Genomic DNA, 18,956 nt, shown 5'->3' with positions numbered 1-18,956 from the left:
CCTCCGGCGGCGTTGGTGGTGGGCAGCGAAGCAACCTGATGGGCCTCCCGCGATCCGGGAGGCCCCATGGTTGATGGTTTCTTGCGAAACCATCATGGTTGATGTGCGTTGCCGTGCATTGCGGCGCACGGCAACGGATTACATCGTGGTCGTCACCCCGTCCTTGGTGGCATTGATCCGGCCGACGCTGCCGGTCACCTGATAGGTGGTGTCGCCGCTGCTGTGGCGCGTGTTCATGGAATAGTCGCTCGACGAGGCGGAGGTGATGGTGAGCGTGACGTTGTTGCTGCTCTGGGCGTTCAGCACCGTCGGGCTGGAGGCGTAGGTCTGGTAGTCGCTGAAGTAGGCCTCCTGCTGGGTGATGGCCCCCTTGAGGTCGGAGAGCGCGGCGGAGTTGTAGGCCTTCTTGCGGAACGAGCTGAACTGCGGGATGGCGATGGCGGCGAGGATGCCGATGATCGCCACCACGATCATCAGCTCGATCAGGGTGAAGCCCTTTTCCGTGCGATGGAGTCTGTGCATCATGGTTGGTTCTCCTTGTGGTTGTCGAGATTGCAACAGGTCCCTCCGTGGACCTCCTGCGTGGCGTGGGGCGAAGAAAAGCTTTTCTCGGCCCCACTGCCAAAACAGCGGCTTGCATGCGCAGGCCGCTGTGCCTGCGCGACCATAGCAATAACGGTGCCGCATGGATGACCGCTTTGCAAGAAGCCGGCAGCCGCGGCCACGGACGGCCGCGCAAATCCGGAGGTTGCAGACGCAACCGATGGATTTGTAAGGGGATCGAAGACCGCGCTCTTCGATCCCCGTCAAGCAAAAAGTCCACGGACGGACTTTTTGCGATTCCATCATGGATATCGCATGGATGTGGCGGGCGTGATCACGGCGAGATCACCCTCTTCCGTGCGCCCGCATCCCAAGCGGCGGGCGATGGATGCGGTGGTGTGATCTCCTTGTGTATCCGTAGGTTGCATCGCACGGTATGGTGCGGCCCGGCCCTTCGCTGCGGTGGGGGGCACCGCCCGGAGCCGCGGTCGTTCCCCACCGTCGTCGCCCGGCTTGGGTGACAAAATGTGTCACCCAAAGTGACCGGGATTGTCAGTGGCGCCCTGCTTCGGCGATGATCTCCCGCGTTGCGGCGAACTCGATCGCAGGCCACTGCTCGATGGTGTAGTGCATCTTCCAGGCCGATGGTGCCAGGTAGGCCAACTGGCCGTCGTGGTCCCGGGCGAGGCTGGTGGCGAACTCCCGGCGGAAGCGGTTCATCTCCGCCTCCGGCCCGGAGATCCAGCGGGCGGCGGCGAAGTCGGTGGGCGCGTAGTCGGCCTCGACGCGATATTCGTTTTTCAACCGCTCGACGGTGATATCGAACTGCAGCGCGCCGACCGCGCCCAGGATGTAGTCGCCGGTGGCCTCCATCTGAAACAGCTGTATCGCCCCCTCCTCGGCCAGCTGGATCAGCCCCTTGTGCAGCTGCTTGCGCCGCATGGGGTCGCGCAGGCGCACCCGCCGGAACAGCTCCGGCGCGAAGTGGGGGATGCCGGTGAAGGCGATCTCCCCGCGCTCGCCGAGGCTGTCGCCGACGCGGATGGTGCCGTGGTTGGGGATGCCGATGATGTCGCCGGGCCAGGCCTCTTCGGTCCGGCTGCGCTCCCGGGCCATGAAGATGATGGCGTTGTTGAGTGCGATCTGTTTGCCGGTGCGGTGGTGGCGCACCTTCATCCCCCTGCGGAAGCGGCCGGAGCAAACGCGGAAGAAGGCGATGCGGTCGCGGTGGGCCGGGTCCATGTTGGCCTGGATCTTGAAGGCGAAGGCGGAGAAGTGCGGCTCGTCCGGCGCCACCGTGCGGCCGAGTGCGGCGCGCGGCTGGGGCGGCGGGGCGAGTTCGACGAAGGCCTCCAGCAGCTCGCGCACTCCGAAGTTGTTGATCGCACTGCCGAAGAAGAGCGGCGTCTGGCTGCCCCGCAGATAGTCGTCGCGGTCGAACGGGTTGGCCGCGCCTTCGAGCAGCGCGACCTCCTCGCGCAGGGGATCGGCCTGATCGCCGAGCAGCGCATCCAGCCGAGCGTCTTCAAGATCCTCGATCACGCAGTCATCGGCGCAGGCCCCCTCCGTGCCGGGGGTGAAGAGCCGCAGGCTGTGGTCGTAGAGGTTGTACACCCCGCGAAATGCCTTGCCCATGCCGATCGGCCAGGTCATCGGCGCGCATTCGATCTGCAGCTTTTCCTCGATATCGGCGATCAGATCGAGCGGAGGCAGCCCTTCGCGGTCGAGCTTGTTGATGAAGGTGATGATCGGCGTGTTGCGCATGCGGCAGACGGTCATCAACTTCTCGGTCTGCTCTTCCACTCCCTTGCCCGAGTCGATCACCATCATCGCCGAATCGACCGCGGTGAGCACGCGGTAGGTATCCTCGGAGAAGTCCTGGTGGCCGGGGGTGTCGAGCAGATTGATCTCGTAGTCGGTCCCCTTGTGCGGATAGCGGAACCTCATCACCGAGCTGGTCACCGAGATGCCGCGCTGCTGTTCGATCTTCATCCAGTCGCTGGTGGCGTGGCGCGCCGCCTTGCGCGCCTTGACCGCACCGGCCATCTGGATGGCGCCGCCGAAGAGCAGCAGCTTCTCGGTCAGCGTGGTCTTGCCGGCGTCGGGGTGGCTGATGATGCCGAAGGTGCGCCGGCGGGCGATCTCGCGCTCCAGTTCCGTGCTCACGGTGTACGCTGTTGCGCGACGGTCAGTCGCAGGAAACGGCGTTTGCCCAGCCTGATCAGGTAGCTCCCGGCGGTCAGTTTCAGCTCCTTGTCGCGCACCTTCTCCCCGTCGATGGAGAGCGCCCCCTGTCCGATCAGCCGGATCGCCTCGCTGTTGCTGCGGGTCAATCCGCTGCGGCTGAGCGCATGGGCGATCCAGAGACCGCCGCTGCCTGCCTCCATTCGCTGCTCGGGGATCTCATCGGGCAGCCCGCCACGGGCGAAGACCCGCTCGAAGGCGGCGCGGGCCCGCGCGCCGGCGCCCGGGCCGTGGAAGCGGTCGACCAGTCGCTCGGCCAGCGCCTTCTTCGCCTCCATCGGGTGCATCGCCTGCACGCCGCCGAGGTCGGCATCGGTCAACAGCTCGTAATAGCGCAGCATGAGCGTGTCGGAGATCGACATGATCTTGCCGAACTGCTCATCGGCTGGCTCGGTGATGGCGATGTAGTTGCCCAGCGACTTGGACATCTTCTGCACCCCGTCCAGCCCTTCGAGCAGCGGCATGGTCAGGATGACCTGCGGCGGCTGGCCCATCGCCTCCTGCAGCTGGCGTCCCATCAGCAGGTTGAACTTCTGGTCGTTGCCGCCCAGCTCGACATCGGCGCGGAGCGCCACCGAGTCGTAGCCCTGGATCAGCGGGTAGAGGAACTCGTGGATGGCGATCGGCCGGCCGGAGCGGTAGCGCTTGTCGAAATCGTCGCGCTCGAGCATGCGGGCGACGGTGGCGCGGGCGGCCAGGCGGATCAGGTCGGCGGCGGAGAGCGGTTGCAGCCACTCGGAGTTGAAGCGGACTTCGGTGCGCTCCGGGTCGAGCAGGCGGAAGACCTGCTCCTTGTAGGTTTCGGCGTTGGCCGCCACCTCCTCCGGGGTGAGCGGCGGTCGGGTTTCGTTCTTGCCGGTGGGGTCGCCGATCATGCCGGTGAAGTCGCCGATCAGGAAGAGTACGGTGTGGCCGCAGGCCTGAAACTGACGCAGCTTCTCCAGCAGCACGGTGTGGCCGAGGTGGAGGTCGGGCGCGGTCGGGTCGAAACCGGCCTTGACGCGCAACGGCCGCCCCTCCCTGGCGGCGAGACGCAGCTTCTGTTCCAGCCCCCCGGCCGGCAGGATCTCCACCGCGCCGCGGCGGAGCAGTTTCAGTTGTTGGTCGATGTTCAATGTTGGTGGAATCGCAAAACATCCGTCCGTGGATGTTTTGCTTGACGGGGATCGAAGAGCGCGGTTTTCGATCGCCTTACAAAACCGTCGCTTGTCTACGCAAGCTCCGGTTTTGCGCGGCCGTCCATGGCCACGCCGATGGTTTCTCGCGCAACCACTTCAATGGTAAGTCGTCCTGTGTTGCTAATAGCGCAGCCACTCCAGATGCTGCACCAGGTGTTCGCTGCACTGGCGCAGGATGGCCCGGGCGCGGTCGATGTCGGCGGCCTGGCGGGCCATGGCGATGCTCCCCTCGACGGCGGCGATGATGAAGCGGGCGACGGCGTCGGTGTCAACGTCGTCACGCACCTGCCGCTGCTGTTGGCCCAGCGTCAGCACGCCGGCCAACCCCTCGCGCCACATGGTGAAGACCTGTTCGCAACCGTCGCGGAAGTCGGCGTCGAGCGGGGCCATCTCCTGGGCCAGCTGCCCCAGCGGGCAGCCGAGCAGCAGGCCGCGCGCGCCGACCCCGCCCATGGTCATGCGGTCGTCCATGTGGCGAAACAGCTCCTGCAGGATGTCGACCGGATCGCCCCGCTGCTCCAGCGGCTCCAGCCAGCGCTCGTAGATCAGCGGGGCGACGATCTGCTCGATCACCGCCAGCGCCAGCGCCTTCTTCGACGGGTAGTGGTGGAATAGTGCCCCTTTGGTCAGCCCCGACCGCTGCAGTACGGCGCTGATACTGGTGCCGTGGAAGCCGTGCAGGTAGAGCTGCTCGAAGGCGGCCTCCAGCAGCTGCCTCTGCGTCGCCTTGGGCTGTTTGGGTCGTCCCATACCGAGCGGTATGTTATGGTGGGGGCGGCGCGGGTCAACCGCCTCCGGCTGCCGCCGCTTTGCTACCGGGCTGCGGGGGCGGCTAGCCTCCCGCCCATGACCGGGCAGACCCATTTCGGCTTTCGGCAGGTCGCACCGGAGGAGAAGCGGCGGCGGGTGATGGCGCTCTTCTCCTCGGTGGCGGAGCGCTACGATCTGATGAACGACCTGATGAGCCTGGGGTTGCATCGCTGGTGGAAACGGTGCATGGTGGCCTCGGCCGCCGTCCGCCGCGGCGGACGCGTGCTCGATGTCGCCGCAGGCTCGGGGGATATCGCCTTGGCGCTGGCCGACAGGGTCGGGCCCGAGGGGCGGGTGGTGTTGCTCGATCCCAATCGGCCGATGCTCGCGGAGGGGGCGGCGCGGTTGATCGACGCCGGGCTGCTGCCCGGCCGTGCCGACTGCATCCAGGGCGACGGGGCGGCGTTGCCCTTCGCCGATCGCAGCTTCGATCAGGTGACCATCGCCTTCGGGCTGCGCAACTTCGTCGATCCCGAGCGGGGGCTGGCGGAGTTCCAGCGCGTGTTGCGGCCGGGCGGGCAGCTGCTGGTGCTGGAGTTCTCCCGGCCGGTGTTGCCGTTGCTTGAGCCGCTCTACGACGCCTGGTCGTTTCATCTGATTCCGCTGCTCGGAGAGAAGGTGGCCGGCGACCGCGCCGCCTACCAGTATCTGGTGGAGTCGATCCGTCGTTTCCCCGATCAGCGGCGGTTGTGCCGGTGGATGGAGCAGGCCGGTTTCGCCCTGGTGCGCTACCGCAATCTGAGCGGCGGGATCGTGGCCATCCATCGTGGATACCGGTTGTAGGCTCAACGGGGGGATGTCGGGATGAGTGTGATGTTTTTGCCGTTGCGGCTGATTCCGGTGCCGGTGCAGTGCGTGGTGTTGAGTACGGTCTTCGACCTCTACCTGACCGGCCACCCGTCGCTGCGCGACCATCTCGACGGGCTCGACGGTACATGCTGCCGCCTGCAGGTGCGCGATACCGGTGTGGTGCTGTTCCTGCTCTTCTCGCGGGACGGCATCAAGGCCAGGCCGGAGTACCACGGCGCGGTCGACGTCGTGGTGGAGGCGACCACCGCCGGCTTCGCCCGCCTCTGTTTCGGTGGGGAGGATCCCGACGATCTGGTCTTCCGCCAGGTGGTCCGGCTTTCCGGGGATTCGGCCGCCATGCTGCGCTTCAAGAAGCTGCTGGCGGCCAGCGAGCTCGATTGGGAGCAGGAGTTGCGCCGCGCCTTCGGCGATTTCTTCGGCGGCAGGGTGGTACGCTTCGCCCGCGGTCTGATCGCCATGGAGCAGAAGGGGGAGGAGCGGGCGCGCGCGCTGGTCGACGCAGGGCTGCGCCGCATGGGTACTCCCGGTGCGGTGCGGGTACAGCGCTGGCAGGCGCAGGTCGAGCTGGTGGCGCGTAAGCTGCCGCCGCTCAAGGGGCGGGTGACACGGCTGGAGCATCGGTTGGAGGCGCTGGAGCGGAGCGGATCCGGACGGGAGAGGCCCGGCGGCGGATGAGCCGGCCTTCGGCGGTACAGGGGGGGCTGTTGTCGTTGCCCACCTGGTTGCGACGCAACTTGCGCATGCTCTACATCGGCTATGTCTTCGCCACCCACGGTATGGCCGCGCTGGCCGTGCGGCTCCATCTCTTCGCCCCCTACGCCTGGCTGGTCTACCTCTTCCAGCGCGAACGGATGTCCGAGGAGCTCGGCGTGCAGCTGCGCCGGGCGCTGGAGCGGTTGGGGCCGACCTTCATCAAGTTCGGCCAGATGCTCTCCACCCGGGTCGACCTGCTGCCGCTCGACGTGATCCGGGAGCTGAAGAAGCTGCAGGATGCGGTGCCGCCGGAGCCGATCGAGGTGGTCCACGGGGTGCTGGAGCGGGCCTTCAAACGGCCGGTGGGAGAGCTCTTCGCCAGCTTCGATCCCCGGCCGGTGGCGGCCGCATCCATCGCCCAGGTCCACTTCGCCGTGCTGCACGACGGGCGCGAGGTGGCGGTCAAGGTGCGCCGTCCGCAGATCGAGCGCACCATCAAGGCCGATCTGGAGATTCTGCGTCTGCTCGCCCGCCTCTTCGACCGCCATGTGCCGGAGTACCGTCGGCTGCGGGCGCCGCGGGTGGTGGAGGAGTTCGCCAACACCATCCGCGGCGAACTCAACCTGCGCGCCGAGGGGGCGCACGCCAGCCGCTTTGCCGCCAACTTCGCCCGGGTGGAGGGGGTGCGGGTGCCGGAGGTGTTGTGGGACTACACCCACGCCGAGGTGCTGACCACCGAGCGGATCCACGGCATGCCGGTGGACGAGAAGGAGCGGCTGGAGGCTGCCGGCTTCTCCCCCTTGACCATCTGCGAACGGGCGGCGGTGCTCTTCTTCCACATGGTCTTCGTCGACGGCTACTTCCACGCCGACATGCACCCGGGCAACATCTTCATCGACGAGCAGGGCGAGATCGTCCTGGTCGACTTCGGCATCGTCGGTCGGCTCGATGCCGCCACCCGGCGCTATCTGGCCGAGATGTTGATCGCCTTTCTGCGCGAGGACTACCGCCGTGCCGCCGAGGTCCACCTCGAGGCGGGCTACGTGCCGCCGGAGACCGATATCTCCGCCTTCGAGGATGCGCTGCGCGAGGTGGCCATCCCGATCTTCAACCGGCCGTTGGCCGAGATCTCCATCGCCGAGCTGCTGCTGGTGATGTTTTCGGTCACCGAGCGGTTCCATATGGAGACGCAGCCGCAACTGCTGCTGCTGCAAAAGACGATGGTGGTGATCGAGGGGGTGGCGCGCGAGCTGGCCGACGATGTCAACATCTGGATGCTGGCCCGCCCGCTGGTCACCCGCTGGGCGGCGGAGCATCTTGGCCCCAGGGCGCGGTTGGAGCAGGCCGCGCGCGACGGGCGCAAGGCGCTTGAGGGCTGGATGCGGCTGCCGGAGCGGTTGGCGGCGGTGCAGGAGCGCGGCGGCGCGGCCTGGCGGAGCGGGGAGGGGGCGGCCGGCCATCCGCTGGCCGGCGGACTGGTGCTCTTCGGCGGCGGGATCTGCGGCGGCCTCTTTCTCGCTGGCGGTGCGCCGTGGCTGCTGGCGATCGCCCTCATCGCCGCCGGCGGCGGGTTGTGGCTGGGCGCCCGCACGGTGGAGTAGGCGGCACCGTGGCCACGGAGGGCCGCGTCATGCGCATGGAGCGGCGCGATCGAAGGGAGCAGCATGGTCGATGATGATCTGCTCGGGGCCGGCGCCGACTATCTGGAGCGGCTCTACAGCGACTGGCGGCACGATGCCGCTGCGGTGGCGCCTCCGTGGCGCCGTCTCTTCGCCGGGCTCGGTGCGGCCGACGCGGATGCGGCGGAGCACGCCCGTACGTTGGCCCGGATGCAGGAGGCCTTCCGCCGCAGCATCTGTCCGCCGGTCACCGCCGGCGCCGGGACGTTCGATATCGAGTATCCCTCGCGCGCCATCTACCTCATCCACGCCTGGCGGGTGCACGGCCATCTGCAGGCCGACCTCGATCCGCTGCGGCTCAATCCCCCCAAGCCCAGCCCGGAGCTGGAGCTGGGCTACTACGGGCTGAGCGAGGCCGACCTCGACGTCGAGTTCCCCACCGGCGATCTTCCCGGCCCGGCGCGCCAGCCGCTCTCGGCCATCATCGCCACGCTGGAGCGCACCTATTGCGGCCACATCGGGCCGGAGTTCATGCACATCACCGACTCGGCGCGCAAGCACTGGCTGCAGCAGCGGCTGGAGTCGGTGCAGTCGACCCCCCGCTTCAGCGACGAGGTGCGGATGCGGATCTACTCCATGGTGATGCGCGCCGAAGGGTTCGAGCAGTTTCTTCACACCCGCTACGTCGGGCAGAAGCGCTTCTCGCTCGAGGGGGGGGAGTCGCTGATCGCCATGCTCGACCATCTGATCACCCATGCGGCGGGCTGCGGTGTGCGCGAGCTGATCCTCGGGATGGCCCATCGCGGACGGCTCAACGTGCTGGCCAACATCCTCGGCAAGTCGCTCTCCGAGATCTTCGCCGAGTTCGAGGGGGTGGTCACCGCCGATGCCGCCCACGGCGCCGGCGACGTCAAATACCACCTCGGTTTCTCCTCCGATCTCGAGACGTCGCGCGGGCGGGTCCATCTCTCGCTCGCCTTCAACCCGTCGCATCTGGAGATCATCACGCCGGTGGTGCTGGGCAGCGTGCGCGCCCGCCAGTGCCGCCGGCGGGACAAGGAGCGGCGGCAGGTGATGAGCGTGCTGGTGCATGGGGATGCCGCCTTCGCCGGCCAGGGGGTGGTGGCCGAGTCGCTCAACCTCTCCAAGCTGCGCGGCTTCCGCACCGGCGGCACCATCCACATCGTGGTCAACAACCAGATCGGCTTCACCGTCAATCCGTTCGACGCCCGCTCCACCACCTACTGCACCGACATCGCCAAGATGGTGCAGGCGCCGATCCTGCACGTGAACGGCGACGATCCCGAGGCCTGCTGTCTGGCGGTGGAGATCGCCATGGACTACCGCCACCGTTTCCGCGAGGACATCGTCATCGATCTGGTCTGCTACCGCCGCCACGGCCACAACGAGTCGGATGCGCCCGATGTGACCCAGCCGCTGATGTACCGGCGCATCGCCGAGCATCCCACCACCCACGAGCTCTACCGCCGCCGGTTGATCGCCGACGGCCTGCTCGACGAGGCGGGGGCGAAGGCGATGTGGCAGCACTACCGCGAGCGGCTCGAACGCATCCGCCGGGAGAAGGACCGGTTGCCCGTTCCGCGCCACGACACGCTCAGCGGCCGCTGGTCGGGCTTCGTCTCCAGCGGGGCGACGGAGCCGGAGACGGCGGTGCCGGAGGAGCGGTTGCGTGCGCTGGTCCGGCGTGCCCACCAGCTCCCCGAGGGGTTCGCGCTCCATCCGCGGGTGCGCAGGATCTTCGACCAGCGGCTGGCGATGGCCGAGGGGAGGATGCCGGTCGATTGGGGGGCGGCCGAGAACATGGCCTACGCCACGTTGATCGACGACGGCGGCTGGATCCGGCTCACCGGCCAGGACTCCGGCCGCGGCACCTTCTTCCATCGCCACGCCATCGTCTACGACCAGAAGAGCGGCAAGGGGTTCATCCCGTTGCGCCAGCTGGAGCGCGGGGAGCTCTCCCACTTCATCGTGGTCGACTCGATGCTCTCGGAGCTGGCGGTGATGGCCTACGAGTACGGCTATTCGCTGGCCGAACCGCGGGCGCTGGTCATCTGGGAGGCGCAGTACGGTGATTTTGCCAACAACGGGCAGGTGGTGATCGACCAGTTCATCGCCGCCGGCGAGTCGAAGTGGGAGCGGATGAGCGGGCTGGTGCTGTGGCTGCCCCACGGCTACGAGGGGCAGGGGGCGGAGCACTCATCGGCCCGGCTGGAGCGCTACCTGCAGCTTTGCGCCGAGGAGAACATGCAGGTGGTGGCGCCGACCACGCCGGCGCAGCTCTTCCACCTGCTGCGTCGGCAGTTCCACATCAATACGCGCAAGCCGCTGGTGCTGATGGGGCCGAAGAGCCTGCTGCGCAACCGCGCCTCCTTCTCCGACCTGAGTGCCTTCAGCCATGGGAGGTTCCAGCCGGTGATCCCCGAGCAGGACCCCGCCCACGACCCCGCCGTCTGCCGCCGCCTGCTGCTCTGTTCGGGCAAGGTCTACTACGATCTGGTCGCCGCGCGCGAGGATGCGTCGGTCGGGATCGTACGGCTGGAGCGGCTCTACCCCTTCCCGGCGGAGGAGCTGCGCGCCATCCTTGCCGGCTATCCCCGCGCCGAGCAGGTGGTCTGGGTGCAGGAGGAGCCGTTCAATCAGGGGGCGTGGTTCGAGATCAACAGCAGCATCCGTCAGGTGCTCGATCCCCATCAGCGGCTTGGCTGTGTCGCCCGCCCGGCGCTGGCCGCGCCGGCGGTCGGCTCGGCCGTGCGCCACAAGGAGGAGCAGGAGACGGTGGTGCGTCGGGCGCTGTATGGGGATCGGGAGTGATGGTTTCCACGAAACCATCGTTCGCGGTCAGGACGACCGCGCTCTTCGATCGCCGTCGAGCAACAAGACCACGGACGTACTTTTTGCGATTCGATCAGTACTCCCGGTAGACCGCGGCGATTCCTTCCCGCAGCGGGATGGAGGGGCGCCAGCCCATGGCGGTGATGCGGGTGACGTCGAGCAGCTTCCTCGGTGTTCCGTCGGGGCGGGAGCGGTCCCACTCCACTGCGCCGTCGAAGCCGACGACCGCACGGACGATCTCGGCCATCTCGCGGATGGTGCAATCCTCGCCGCAGCCGACGTTGACGATCTCCTCGCCGCTGTAGTGTTCGACGAGGAAGAGCAGCGCCCGGGCCAGGTCGTCGACATGGAGCAGCTCGCGGCGGACGCCTCCCGTCCCCCACAGCCGCACGCGCGGCGCGCCGGTGCCGCGCAGCCCGCCGTCGGGCAACCGTTGCAGGCCTAAGGCCGCCAGAATATCGTTGGGGATGGGGCCGTATTTGCGCTCGTCGGCCACGATGGCATCGACCGCCCCCTCTGCCGCCAGCCGGGCCAGATGGAACTTGCGGATCATCGCCGGCAGCACGTGGGATCGCTCGAGATCGAAGTTGTCGTTCGGCCCGTAGAGGTTGGTCGGCATGGCCGAGATGGCGTCGAAGCCGTACTGGCGGCGGTAGGCCTGGCACATCTTGATACCGGCGATCTTGGCGATGGCGTACCACTGGTTGGTCGGCTCCAGAGGGCCGGAGAGCAGCGCCTCCTCGCGGATCGGCTGCTCGGCCATGCGCGGGTAGATGCAGGAGGAGCCGAGAAATAGCAGCTTGCGGCAGCCGAAGCGCCGGGCGGCGTCGATGACGTTGGTCTGGATCTGCAGGTTGTCGCGGATGAAGTCGGCGGGATAGCTGTCGTTGGCCAGGATGCCGCCGACCCGGGCGGCGGCGAGCAGCACCAGTTGCGGCTGGGTCTCGGCGAAGAAGGCGTCGACCGCCGCGGTATCGCGCAGGTCGAGCTCGGCGGAGGTGCGCAGCAGCAGGTTGGTGCAGCCGCGCCGCGCAAGCGCGCGTACCAGGGCGGAGCCGACCAGGCCGCGGTGGCCGGCGACGAAGATCGGGGTGGAGGGATCGATGGTGAAGCAGGGCATGGATGCTCCGGAGCGGTGTGGCGTTGGGGTGGTGCGCCTGGCAGGAATCGAACCTGCAGCCTACGGATTAGAAGTCCGTTGCTCTATCCGATTGAGCTACAGGCGCCCGTCGGAGGTGTGCGCGGCCTCGCGTGAGGCGGCGCCGGCGCGCACGTCGGCCGGATGCGGCGAAGAGTTGGTCGGGGCGGGGTGATTCGAACACCCGACCCTCTGCTCCCAAAGCAGATGCGCTACCAGGCTGCGCCACGCCCCGACCCGCCCCCCGCACGCGGGGGAGCGCAGGTTAGAAGCCGCCGCAGGTGGCGTCAACCGGCCGGAAGAAGGGGTGGGAGGCGTCGCTTCTAGATGCTGGCGCGCAGGATTCTTGCCAATACGGCCTTCAACACGGCGGGGCGCCTCTGGCTGCTGCTGGTCAATCTCTTCCTCACCCCATTGGTGCTCTCCTACCTCGGCGACCGGCGCTTCGCCCTCTGGGCGCTCTTCTGGACCCTGCAGAGCTGGGTCGCCTTCACCGACCTCGGCATCGGCGTGGCGGTGGTACGGTCGGTCTCCTCCCTGGCCGGCCGGGGAGGGAGTATCGGCATGAACACGATCCTCTGCACCGCGCTGGCCTTCAACGGCGGCGTGGCGCTGCTGCTGCTGTTCTGCTCCTGGCTCTTCGCCGAGCCGCTGGTCGTGCGGCTCCATGTGGGGGCGGCGTTGCAGGGGGATGCGCTGGCCATCGCCCTGCTGGGTCCGGTGGTGTTCCTCCTGCTGGCGCTGATTTCGGTCTTCGACAACTTTCTGCGCGGCCGCCAGCGCTACGACCTGATCAATCTGGTGGCGGTGCTGGTCTCGCTGGTCAATGCGACAGGGATCTGGATCGTGCTCCATTTCGGCTACGGGATCACGGGGTTGCTGCTCTCCTGCATCGTGGTCTATCTGCTCCAGTTGCTCGCCCTGGGCTGGTCGGCGCGGGCGATCTTCCCCGCCATGCGACTGCGTTGGCGCTATGTGCGCGTCGGCAGGCTGTTGCGGATGCTCCCCTTCGGCATCCACCTGCAGGCGGCGCGGCTGGCGGAGCTGGCCAGCTACCAGGCGGACAAGTTCATCCTGGCGCTCTTTACCCCGCTCTACTTCGTCACCGCCTACGATGTCGGCTCCAAGGTGGCCGCGCTGTTGCGGCAGGTGCCCTATCTCTTGACCTCGGCCATCTTTCCGGTGGTGGCGCAACTCCATGCCGAAGGGGATCGCGACCGGCTGTGGAAGATCTACCGCTGCGGCTCCAAGTATCTGTGGATGGTCTCGACACCGCTCTTTGCCGGGCTCTGCGTGACGGCGCCGTTCGTGTTGAAGCTGTGGCTCAACCATGTCTCGCCCGATGTCCTCCGGGCCGTACTCGTGCTCGCCTTCGGTTTCTGGGTCACCGTCAACACCTCGGTGGCCTACAATGTCGGTACCGGCATGGGGTGGAGCAGGCCGGTGATGCAGCTCTCGCTCGTGCAGGCGGTGGCCAATGTCGCCTTGTCGTGGTGGCTTGCCGCCACCGTCGGCTTCGTGGGGGTGCTCTGCGCCACCGCAGGCACGCTTGCGGTGACCAATCTGTGGATGCATTGGTGGTTTTGTCGCGATTTCGGCCATCGGTACCGGAAGGATGTGGTGTTGTTTGCCCGTGTTTGTGCGGCCAATCTCCCGCCGGTGGCGGTGGTGGTCGGTTATGTGTGGTTGGAGGGGGTGGCAGGCGGCGGCGCGACGCGTGCCACGGCCGGGTTGGCCCTGCTGTGGTGCGTTGGGCTCTATGGCATCACCTATCTGCTCGCGATTCGTCTCTTCCGCCTGCTCGATGAGGCGGATCGGGGATGGCTGGGGCGCTTTGTTCCAGCGCTGTTGGCACAGCATCTCTTTGCCGGGTGATGGTGTGCGCGGTGTAGGATCCGTGTGTGGCTGACAGCGTTCCCGATCCCGCGCTGGTCAGCGTCATCGTGCCGGTCTACAACTACGGCGCGTACATCGCGCGGGCGCTGGAGAGCCTGTTTCGCCAGAGCCACCGCAACCTGGAGATCATCGTCGTCGACGACGGCTCCACCGACGATACTCCGCAGATCCTCGCCCGCTACGGCGATCGGATCCGATGGGTCCGGCAGGAGAACCGGGGGGCGGCGGCGGCGCGCAACCGCGGCATCGGCATGGCGCGGGGGGAATACATCGCCTTCCTCGACGCCGACGACGCCTACCGCCCCGACAACATCGCGCGGAAGCTCCGTTTTCTGCGCGAGCATCCGCGCTACCGCTGGTGCTACTCCGACTGGGCCTGGGTCGATGCGCAGGGGGTGCCGCGGCGTTTCGGGCATGAGCCGGAGCGGTCGCTGGCGCGGCTGAAGGCGGAGGGCGATGTGCTGCCGCTGGCGCTTCAGGGGTATCGGTTGGGAACGAACCTCTTCCTCTTCGCGCGGGAGGTGATCGAGGAGGTCGGGGGGTTCGACGAGTCGCTCACCGTGCTGGAGGATTACGATCTCTATGTGCGTGCCGCGGCACGCTATCCGCTCGGCTATGTCGACCGCGTGTTGGTGGAGGTTCATGAACATGCCGGATCGCTCTGCACCGGGACCGATCCGGCGATCGCCTGGCGCTGCCGACGGCGGATGCATCGCAAGTTTGTCCGGCTCTTCGGCTCGGTGTTGCAGCGGGAGGATGTCCGGCCGGCCTGGCGCCGTCAGCAGGCCGATCTCTATCGCCATCTGGCGGAGGCGGAGCTGATCCGGCGCCACGGAAGGCGCGCCCGGACGCTGGCCTGCGCCTCGCTGCGCTATCGCTGGTGGCAGCCGGGTCTGTTGCGGATCGCCCATCGACTGCTTTGGGGGTGACGAAGAGCGTGCTCTTCGATCCCCGTCAAGCAAAACGTCCATGGACGGACCTTTTGCGATTCCATCGGATATGACCGTTCTGGATATCGGTTGTGGCTTCAGCAAGCAGCCCGGCGCGATCGGCATCGACCGGATCGAGGGGTGCCGCGCCGACGTGTTGGGGGATGTCGCCTGCGGCGGGCTCCCTTTTCGCGACGACACGTTCGATGCGATCTACTGCAACGACGTGCTCGAGCACGTGCCCGACGTGATCGAGGTGGTGGAGGAGATCTGGCGGGTGGGCAGGCCTGGGGCGGATCTCTTCATCGTCTCCCCGTCGATGAGCAGCGTCCATCTGCATACCGATCCCACCCATCGGCGCGCCTTCACCTCGCGCAGCTTCGACTACTTCGTCGAGGGTGAGAAGTTGTTCAAGTACGGCTATTCCCACGCCCGGTTCCGCAAGGTCGCCGTGGTCTACGACCGGGCGTCGCGTCGGGAGCGCCGCTTTTACGACCGCTGGATGGCTGATTTTGCTACCCGGCACCCCTTGCTTTATGAAAGCCGGCTGGCCTACATCTTCCCCTTGCAGGACATCAGCTTCCATCTGCAGGTGGTCAAGTAGGCGTGTTTGGTCGTTGGACCATCCTTCGTCTGCGGCTGCATGCCGTCAGACACGGCTCCCGGCTGGAGGTGGCGCGGGGGGCGCGGATCGCACCGCCGCTGGATGCGTCGCTTGCCGCCGCGCAGGTGGCGATCGGCTCGGGCGGTCGGTTGGAGCGGGGTGGGCCTCTGGTGGTCGAACGGGGGCGGTTGGCGATCGGCCGGGATGTGCGTGCGGGGCGCGACTGGTCGATCGAGGTGTTGCAGGGGGAAGGAGACGGTTCCATCGTGATGGGGGATCGTTGCCGGATCGAGGATCGGGTGATGTTGATCACCTTCGGTGCCGGGTCGATCTCCATCGGTTGCGATGTCTTCGTCGGTTGGGGGACGATCCTTGCGGCGCATGCGCGGCTGTCGGTCGGTGACGGGTCGGCGATCGCCGAGTATGTCTCGATTCGGGCTCACGACCATGCACCGACCGAAGAGGACCCGGTCCACCACTCTCCGATGCGGGTGGCGCCGGTCACCATCGGCCGGCGGGTGTGGGTCGGCGCCAAGGTGACGATCACCGCCGGGGTCACCATCGGGGACGACGCCGTGGTCGGGGCGAACGCTGTGGTGACGCATGATGTACCGCCGGGAGCGGTGGTGGGCGGCGTTCCGGCGCGGCCGTTGCCGACGGGGAGGTGATGCCCCCGGCGGGCGGCGATCGTGGCGGCATGTACGCGGAGCGGCATGGCGCCGATCGAAGAGGAGGGACATCGCTTCTCTACCTTGCCTCGCACATCCGCCCGGCCCGCACCGGGGGGGAGCGCTACAACCTCCATCTGCTGGCCGCCGCAGCCGCCGCCGGCGTGCGGGTGTGCGAATGCGCCTACAGCGACCATCCCCTCTACCGCTGGCTGGCGCAGCGGTGCGGCCTCTGGCGCCTCTGCCGCCCGTTTGCCTTTCTCTGGATGCAGTTCCAGATCGTGCGCCATCGTCGGCGCGTGCTGCTGTTCGATGCCTGGACGGCGCCGCTGGTCTGGCCGGGGGTGCGGCTGGTGCGCGGGCGCTACCTGGTGATCGCCCACCATCTGATCGGCGACATGGCGGAGGGGGCGCTGCGCAGGGCCTGGGGGATGGCCGCCGAGCGAGGGCTCTTGCGCGGCGCGGCCGCCGTGCTGACCGTGAGCCGGGCCAGTCGGGCGCAGATCCTGCAACGGACGGGGGGGCGGGGGTGTGTGGATGTGATCCATCCCGCCTTCACCCCGGTGGAGGGGCGGACGCGCGGCGGCGGGGGTTGTGTGCGGCTGCTCTTCGTCGGCCACTTCACCCGCGCCAAGGGGGTGGAGGAGCTGTTGCAGGCGGCATCCGGGCTGCCGCGCGACCGGCCGTGGGTGGTGGAGCTGGCCGGGCGGGACGATGTCGAGCCCGCCACCACCGCCCGGCTGCGGCAGATGCGCCGCGCATCCGGGCTGGAGGAGCGGGTGGTGCTGCACGGCCGGCTCGACGATGCGGCGCTGAGGGAGCGCTATCTCTGTTCGGACATCTTCGTCCTCCCCTCCCACCGGGAGGGCTACGGCATCGTGCTGCTGGAGGCGATGGCCTGCGGGCTGGCGGTGGTCGCCACCACCGCCGGGGCGATTCCCGAGGTGGTGGAGGATGGGGTGCGCGGGCTGCTGGTCCCTCCCGGCGATGTGGCGGCCCTGCGCGATGCGATGGCGCGGTTGATCGAGGACGAACGGCTGCGCGCGGCGCTGGCCCGGGCCGGGGAGGCGTTTGCCCGTGCCCATCCCGACTGGGCGGGGATGGAGCGGCAGTGTGTGGCGTGGTGGCGCAGCCGTCTGCCGCTGCCTGCGGGATGAAGCGGGCGCTGAAGGAGCGGCTCCTCGCCGCATGGATGCGGCGCATGGCGCGGGTGCGTCCGCCCGGCCGGAGGGCGGATCGGCCGGCGCGCATCGCCCTGTGGCAGTTCGGCGGGGTGGGCGACATGGTGCTGGCCACACCGGTGATTGCCGCGCTGGAGCGGGCGTATCCCGAAGCGAAGATTCATCTGTGGTGCTCCGATCCGGCGTTTGCCGCCCTTCTTTCCCGATTTCCCAATGTTGCATCCATCAGCGCCTTCCGCGTGTATGACTACGACGCGCGGACTCTGCTGCGAAAGGATGTGCGGCGCAGTCTGCGGGATGTGCAGGCGCGGATGCAGGCGCAGCGGATCGATCTGCTGATCAATCTCCATGTGCCGGCGATGCGCGACTGGTGGGCGGTGGAGTGGTGGTTGATCCGCCGGTTGCAGCCGCCGTTTTCCATGGGGTTCGATCCCCCCTTTCTGCGCGGTCGGTCGCTGTTCGATGTCGGCTGCGGCGCCGCCGAATGGGAGGAGGTGCACTACACCGAGCGCTATCGCCGGCTGCTGGCCCGGGCCGGGATCGACTGCGACAGGGCCACCAGCGTTCCGCTGACGGCGGAGGAGCGGGCGCGGGCCCGCGATCTGCTGGGGGCGGAGGGAGCGGCGCGCACCGTCTGCCTCCATGTCGGCGCGCGCAGGCTGCGTATGAATGGCGCGATGTGGCCGTTGGAGCGCTTCATCCGGCTGGCGGAGCGGCTGGTGGCGCAGGGGTGGCGGCCGGTGGTGCTGGGGGTGGCGCAGGAGCGGGCGCAGGCGGCGCGGCTGTGCGACCGGGTCGCCGGCTGCCGCAACCTGGCGGGAGCGACCGACCTCGGCGTGATGGCGGCGGTGATTGACGCGGCGGAGGGGTTCATCGGTCACGACTCCGGGCCGTTCCACATCGCCGCGGCGGTGGGCACCCCCGCGGTCGCCATCTGCGGGCGGCCCGATCCGGAGCCGGAGTATCTCGACTACCGGCGCGACGATCTCGCGGTGGTCACCGGCGCCACGCCGGAGGCGATCGATGTCGGGGCGGTGGTGCGCGCCTTCGAGGGGGTGGCCGGCCGTGGCTGATCCGGCTCTGCGCATCATGCTGATCGTCAACGAGTTTCCGCCGCAGAAGGTCGCCGGTACGGCGATGGCCACCCGGGCGCTGGCCCGGGCGCTCACCGCCCGCGGCCACCGGGTGTTGGTGGTGGTGACCACCGACCCTCCGCCGGGAGGGGCGCCGGAGGAGGGATACCGCCTCTGCTGGATGGGTGAGCGGCCGTGGCGCGGGGTGGGGACATCGTGGCGCATCTGGCACGCCTGGCGCGCGGCGCGGGCGTTCGCCCCCCACCTGATCCAGGGGCAGGCGGTCTCCTGCGGGCTGGTCGCGGCGCTGGTCGGTCGGATGGTGGGGGTGCCCTCCATCACCTACGCCCAGGGCTACGATGTCTTCGAGGCGGGGCGGCTGCAGGCGCGCAGCGAGATCCGCCTGGGCTGCGCCCTGGCCGACCGGCTGCTGGCGGTGACGCGCCAACTGGCCGATGCGATCGAGGAGAAGTGCGGGGTGGCCGGCGCCGAAGTGGTGCCGCACGGCTTCGAGCTGCCGCAGCCCCTGCCCGATCGGGAGGCCGCCCGCCGGCGGCTCGGGCTGGATGATACGGAGCGGCTGGTGCTCGCCGTCGGGCGGCTGGAGCGGTTCAAGGGGCACGACCTGCTGCTCGATGGCTGGCCGGAGGTGGTGCGGCGCCATCCGCGCGCCCTGCTGCAGATCGCCGGCGGCGGCGGCCGGTTGCAGGCGCTCCG

Annotated in this window: 16 protein-coding genes, 2 tRNA genes and 1 pseudogene; 11 read left to right on the top strand and 8 right to left on the bottom strand. The window is 68.3% G+C overall.

Features of this window, described 5'->3' with window-relative positions:
* Nucleotides 1–138 precede the first annotated feature (138 nt).
* The 5 genes and pseudogenes from D6682_03420 to D6682_03400 all read right to left on the bottom strand — a co-directional run bounded on the left by D6682_03420 (nucleotide 139) and on the right by D6682_03400 (nucleotide 4,829).
* Nucleotides 139–525, bottom strand: coding sequence for a prepilin-type N-terminal cleavage/methylation domain-containing protein (locus D6682_03420; GenBank protein RMH51778.1), 387 nt, complete (start codon nucleotides 523–525; stop codon nucleotides 139–141).
* A gap of 570 nt (nucleotides 526–1,095) precedes the next feature.
* Nucleotides 1,096–2,709, bottom strand: coding sequence for a peptide chain release factor 3 (locus tag D6682_03415; protein ID RMH51777.1), 1,614 nt, complete (start codon nucleotides 2,707–2,709; stop codon nucleotides 1,096–1,098).
* Nucleotides 2,706–3,902 (bottom strand): tyrosine--tRNA ligase, encoded by a 1,197-nt coding sequence (locus tag D6682_03410; GenBank protein RMH51776.1) that lies wholly within the window; start codon nucleotides 3,900–3,902, stop codon nucleotides 2,706–2,708. The genes D6682_03415 and D6682_03410 overlap by 4 nt, the downstream gene beginning before the upstream one ends.
* Nucleotides 3,903–4,085: 183 nt before the next feature.
* Nucleotides 4,086–4,436 carry a hypothetical protein gene (locus D6682_03405; GenBank protein RMH51805.1) on the bottom strand — a complete coding sequence of 117 codons (351 nt, stop codon included), beginning with the start codon at nucleotides 4,434–4,436 and terminating at the stop codon, nucleotides 4,086–4,088.
* Nucleotides 4,437–4,535: 99 nt separating this feature from the next.
* Nucleotides 4,536–4,829 (bottom strand): annotated as a pseudogene (locus D6682_03400) (TetR/AcrR family transcriptional regulator).
* On the opposite strand from D6682_03400, the gene ubiE reads away from it, so the two are divergent.
* From ubiE to D6682_03380, 4 genes are all read left to right on the top strand, one after another.
* Nucleotides 4,812–5,558 carry a bifunctional demethylmenaquinone methyltransferase/2-methoxy-6-polyprenyl-1,4-benzoquinol methylase UbiE gene (gene ubiE / locus D6682_03395; GenBank protein RMH51775.1) on the top strand — a complete coding sequence of 249 codons (747 nt, stop codon included), beginning with the start codon at nucleotides 4,812–4,814 and terminating at the stop codon, nucleotides 5,556–5,558. The pseudogene D6682_03400 and the gene ubiE overlap by 18 nt on opposite strands.
* Nucleotides 5,559–5,579: 21 nt before the next feature.
* Nucleotides 5,580–6,260 carry a hypothetical protein gene (locus D6682_03390; GenBank protein RMH51774.1) on the top strand — a complete coding sequence of 227 codons (681 nt, stop codon included), beginning with the start codon at nucleotides 5,580–5,582 and terminating at the stop codon, nucleotides 6,258–6,260.
* Nucleotides 6,257–7,879, top strand: coding sequence for a 2-polyprenylphenol 6-hydroxylase (gene ubiB / locus D6682_03385; GenBank protein RMH51773.1), 1,623 nt, complete (start codon nucleotides 6,257–6,259; stop codon nucleotides 7,877–7,879). Before D6682_03390 ends, ubiB begins: the two co-directional genes overlap by 4 nt.
* Nucleotides 7,880–7,942: 63 nt before the next feature.
* A complete protein-coding gene (locus D6682_03380) occupies nucleotides 7,943–10,729 on the top strand; it encodes a 2-oxoglutarate dehydrogenase E1 component (GenBank protein ID RMH51772.1) in 2,787 nt (928 codons plus the stop codon).
* A gap of 94 nt (nucleotides 10,730–10,823) precedes the next feature.
* On the opposite strand, the gene D6682_03375 is transcribed toward D6682_03380, so the two are convergent.
* The 3 genes from D6682_03375 to D6682_03365 all read right to left on the bottom strand — a co-directional run bounded on the left by D6682_03375 (nucleotide 10,824) and on the right by D6682_03365 (nucleotide 12,123).
* Entirely contained in the window at nucleotides 10,824–11,870 is a 1,047-nt protein-coding gene (locus D6682_03375; GenBank protein RMH51771.1) for a GDP-L-fucose synthase, read from the bottom strand.
* Between the two features lie 29 nt (nucleotides 11,871–11,899).
* Nucleotides 11,900–11,976: transfer RNA gene (locus D6682_03370), tRNA-Arg, on the bottom strand.
* A gap of 70 nt (nucleotides 11,977–12,046) precedes the next feature.
* Nucleotides 12,047–12,123, bottom strand: a tRNA-Pro gene (locus D6682_03365).
* Between the two features lie 92 nt (nucleotides 12,124–12,215).
* Between D6682_03365 and D6682_03360 the strand changes: the two genes are divergently transcribed.
* The 7 genes from D6682_03360 to D6682_03330 all read left to right on the top strand — a co-directional run.
* Nucleotides 12,216–13,763 (top strand): hypothetical protein, encoded by a 1,548-nt coding sequence (locus D6682_03360; protein RMH51770.1) that lies wholly within the window; start codon nucleotides 12,216–12,218, stop codon nucleotides 13,761–13,763.
* Between the two features lie 26 nt (nucleotides 13,764–13,789).
* Nucleotides 13,790–14,713, top strand: a complete 924-nt coding sequence (locus D6682_03355; protein ID RMH51769.1) for a glycosyltransferase — start codon at nucleotides 13,790–13,792, stop codon at nucleotides 14,711–14,713.
* A gap of 40 nt (nucleotides 14,714–14,753) precedes the next feature.
* Complete coding sequence (locus D6682_03350) at nucleotides 14,754–15,317, top strand: class I SAM-dependent methyltransferase (GenBank protein ID RMH51768.1); 564 nt, start codon at nucleotides 14,754–14,756, stop codon at nucleotides 15,315–15,317.
* Nucleotides 15,318–15,586: 269 nt separating this feature from the next.
* Entirely contained in the window at nucleotides 15,587–15,985 is a 399-nt protein-coding gene (locus D6682_03345; GenBank protein ID RMH51804.1) for an acyltransferase, read from the top strand.
* Complete coding sequence (locus D6682_03340; protein RMH51767.1) at nucleotides 15,985–17,142, top strand: glycosyltransferase family 1 protein; 1,158 nt, start codon at nucleotides 15,985–15,987, stop codon at nucleotides 17,140–17,142. Before D6682_03345 ends, D6682_03340 begins: the two co-directional genes overlap by 1 nt.
* Nucleotides 17,106–18,239 (top strand): lipopolysaccharide heptosyltransferase family protein, encoded by a 1,134-nt coding sequence (locus D6682_03335; protein RMH51766.1) that lies wholly within the window; start codon nucleotides 17,106–17,108, stop codon nucleotides 18,237–18,239. The genes D6682_03340 and D6682_03335 overlap by 37 nt, the downstream gene beginning before the upstream one ends.
* Nucleotides 18,232–18,956, top strand: a 725-nt coding sequence (locus D6682_03330) for a glycosyltransferase (GenBank protein RMH51765.1), incomplete at its 3' end; no start/stop codon positions are given. The genes D6682_03335 and D6682_03330, both read left to right, overlap by 8 nt.

The sequence above is a fragment of the Zetaproteobacteria bacterium genome (assembly GCA_003696765.1).
Taxonomy (GTDB): domain Bacteria; phylum Pseudomonadota; class Zetaproteobacteria; order Mariprofundales; family J009; genus RFFX01.
Note: the sequence above shows the minus strand (reverse complement) of the source record. Positions and strands in the feature narration are given on the sequence as shown.

What these genes read in the sequence shown, in the direction of transcription:
- D6682_03340 (RMH51767.1), top strand. Translation starts at nt 15,985, where the DNA reads ATGCCCCCGGCGGGCGGCGATCGTGGCGGCATGTACGCGGAGCGGCAT.
- D6682_03360 (RMH51770.1), top strand. Translation starts at nt 12,216, where the DNA reads ATGCTGGCGCGCAGGATTCTTGCCAATACGGCCTTCAACACGGCGGGG.
- ubiE (RMH51775.1), top strand. Translation starts at nt 4,812, where the DNA reads ATGACCGGGCAGACCCATTTCGGCTTTCGGCAGGTCGCACCGGAGGAG.
- D6682_03350 (RMH51768.1), top strand. Translation starts at nt 14,754, where the DNA reads ATGGACGGACCTTTTGCGATTCCATCGGATATGACCGTTCTGGATATC.
- D6682_03375 (RMH51771.1), bottom strand. Translation starts at nt 11,870, where the DNA reads ATGCCCTGCTTCACCATCGATCCCTCCACCCCGATCTTCGTCGCCGGC.
- D6682_03345 (RMH51804.1), top strand. Translation starts at nt 15,587, where the DNA reads ATGGGGGATCGTTGCCGGATCGAGGATCGGGTGATGTTGATCACCTTC.
- D6682_03420 (RMH51778.1), bottom strand. Translation starts at nt 525, where the DNA reads ATGATGCACAGACTCCATCGCACGGAAAAGGGCTTCACCCTGATCGAG.
- ubiB (RMH51773.1), top strand. Translation starts at nt 6,257, where the DNA reads ATGAGCCGGCCTTCGGCGGTACAGGGGGGGCTGTTGTCGTTGCCCACC.
- D6682_03380 (RMH51772.1), top strand. Translation starts at nt 7,943, where the DNA reads ATGGTCGATGATGATCTGCTCGGGGCCGGCGCCGACTATCTGGAGCGG.
- D6682_03390 (RMH51774.1), top strand. Translation starts at nt 5,580, where the DNA reads ATGAGTGTGATGTTTTTGCCGTTGCGGCTGATTCCGGTGCCGGTGCAG.
- D6682_03405 (RMH51805.1), bottom strand. Translation starts at nt 4,436, where the DNA reads ATGGACGACCGCATGACCATGGGCGGGGTCGGCGCGCGCGGCCTGCTG.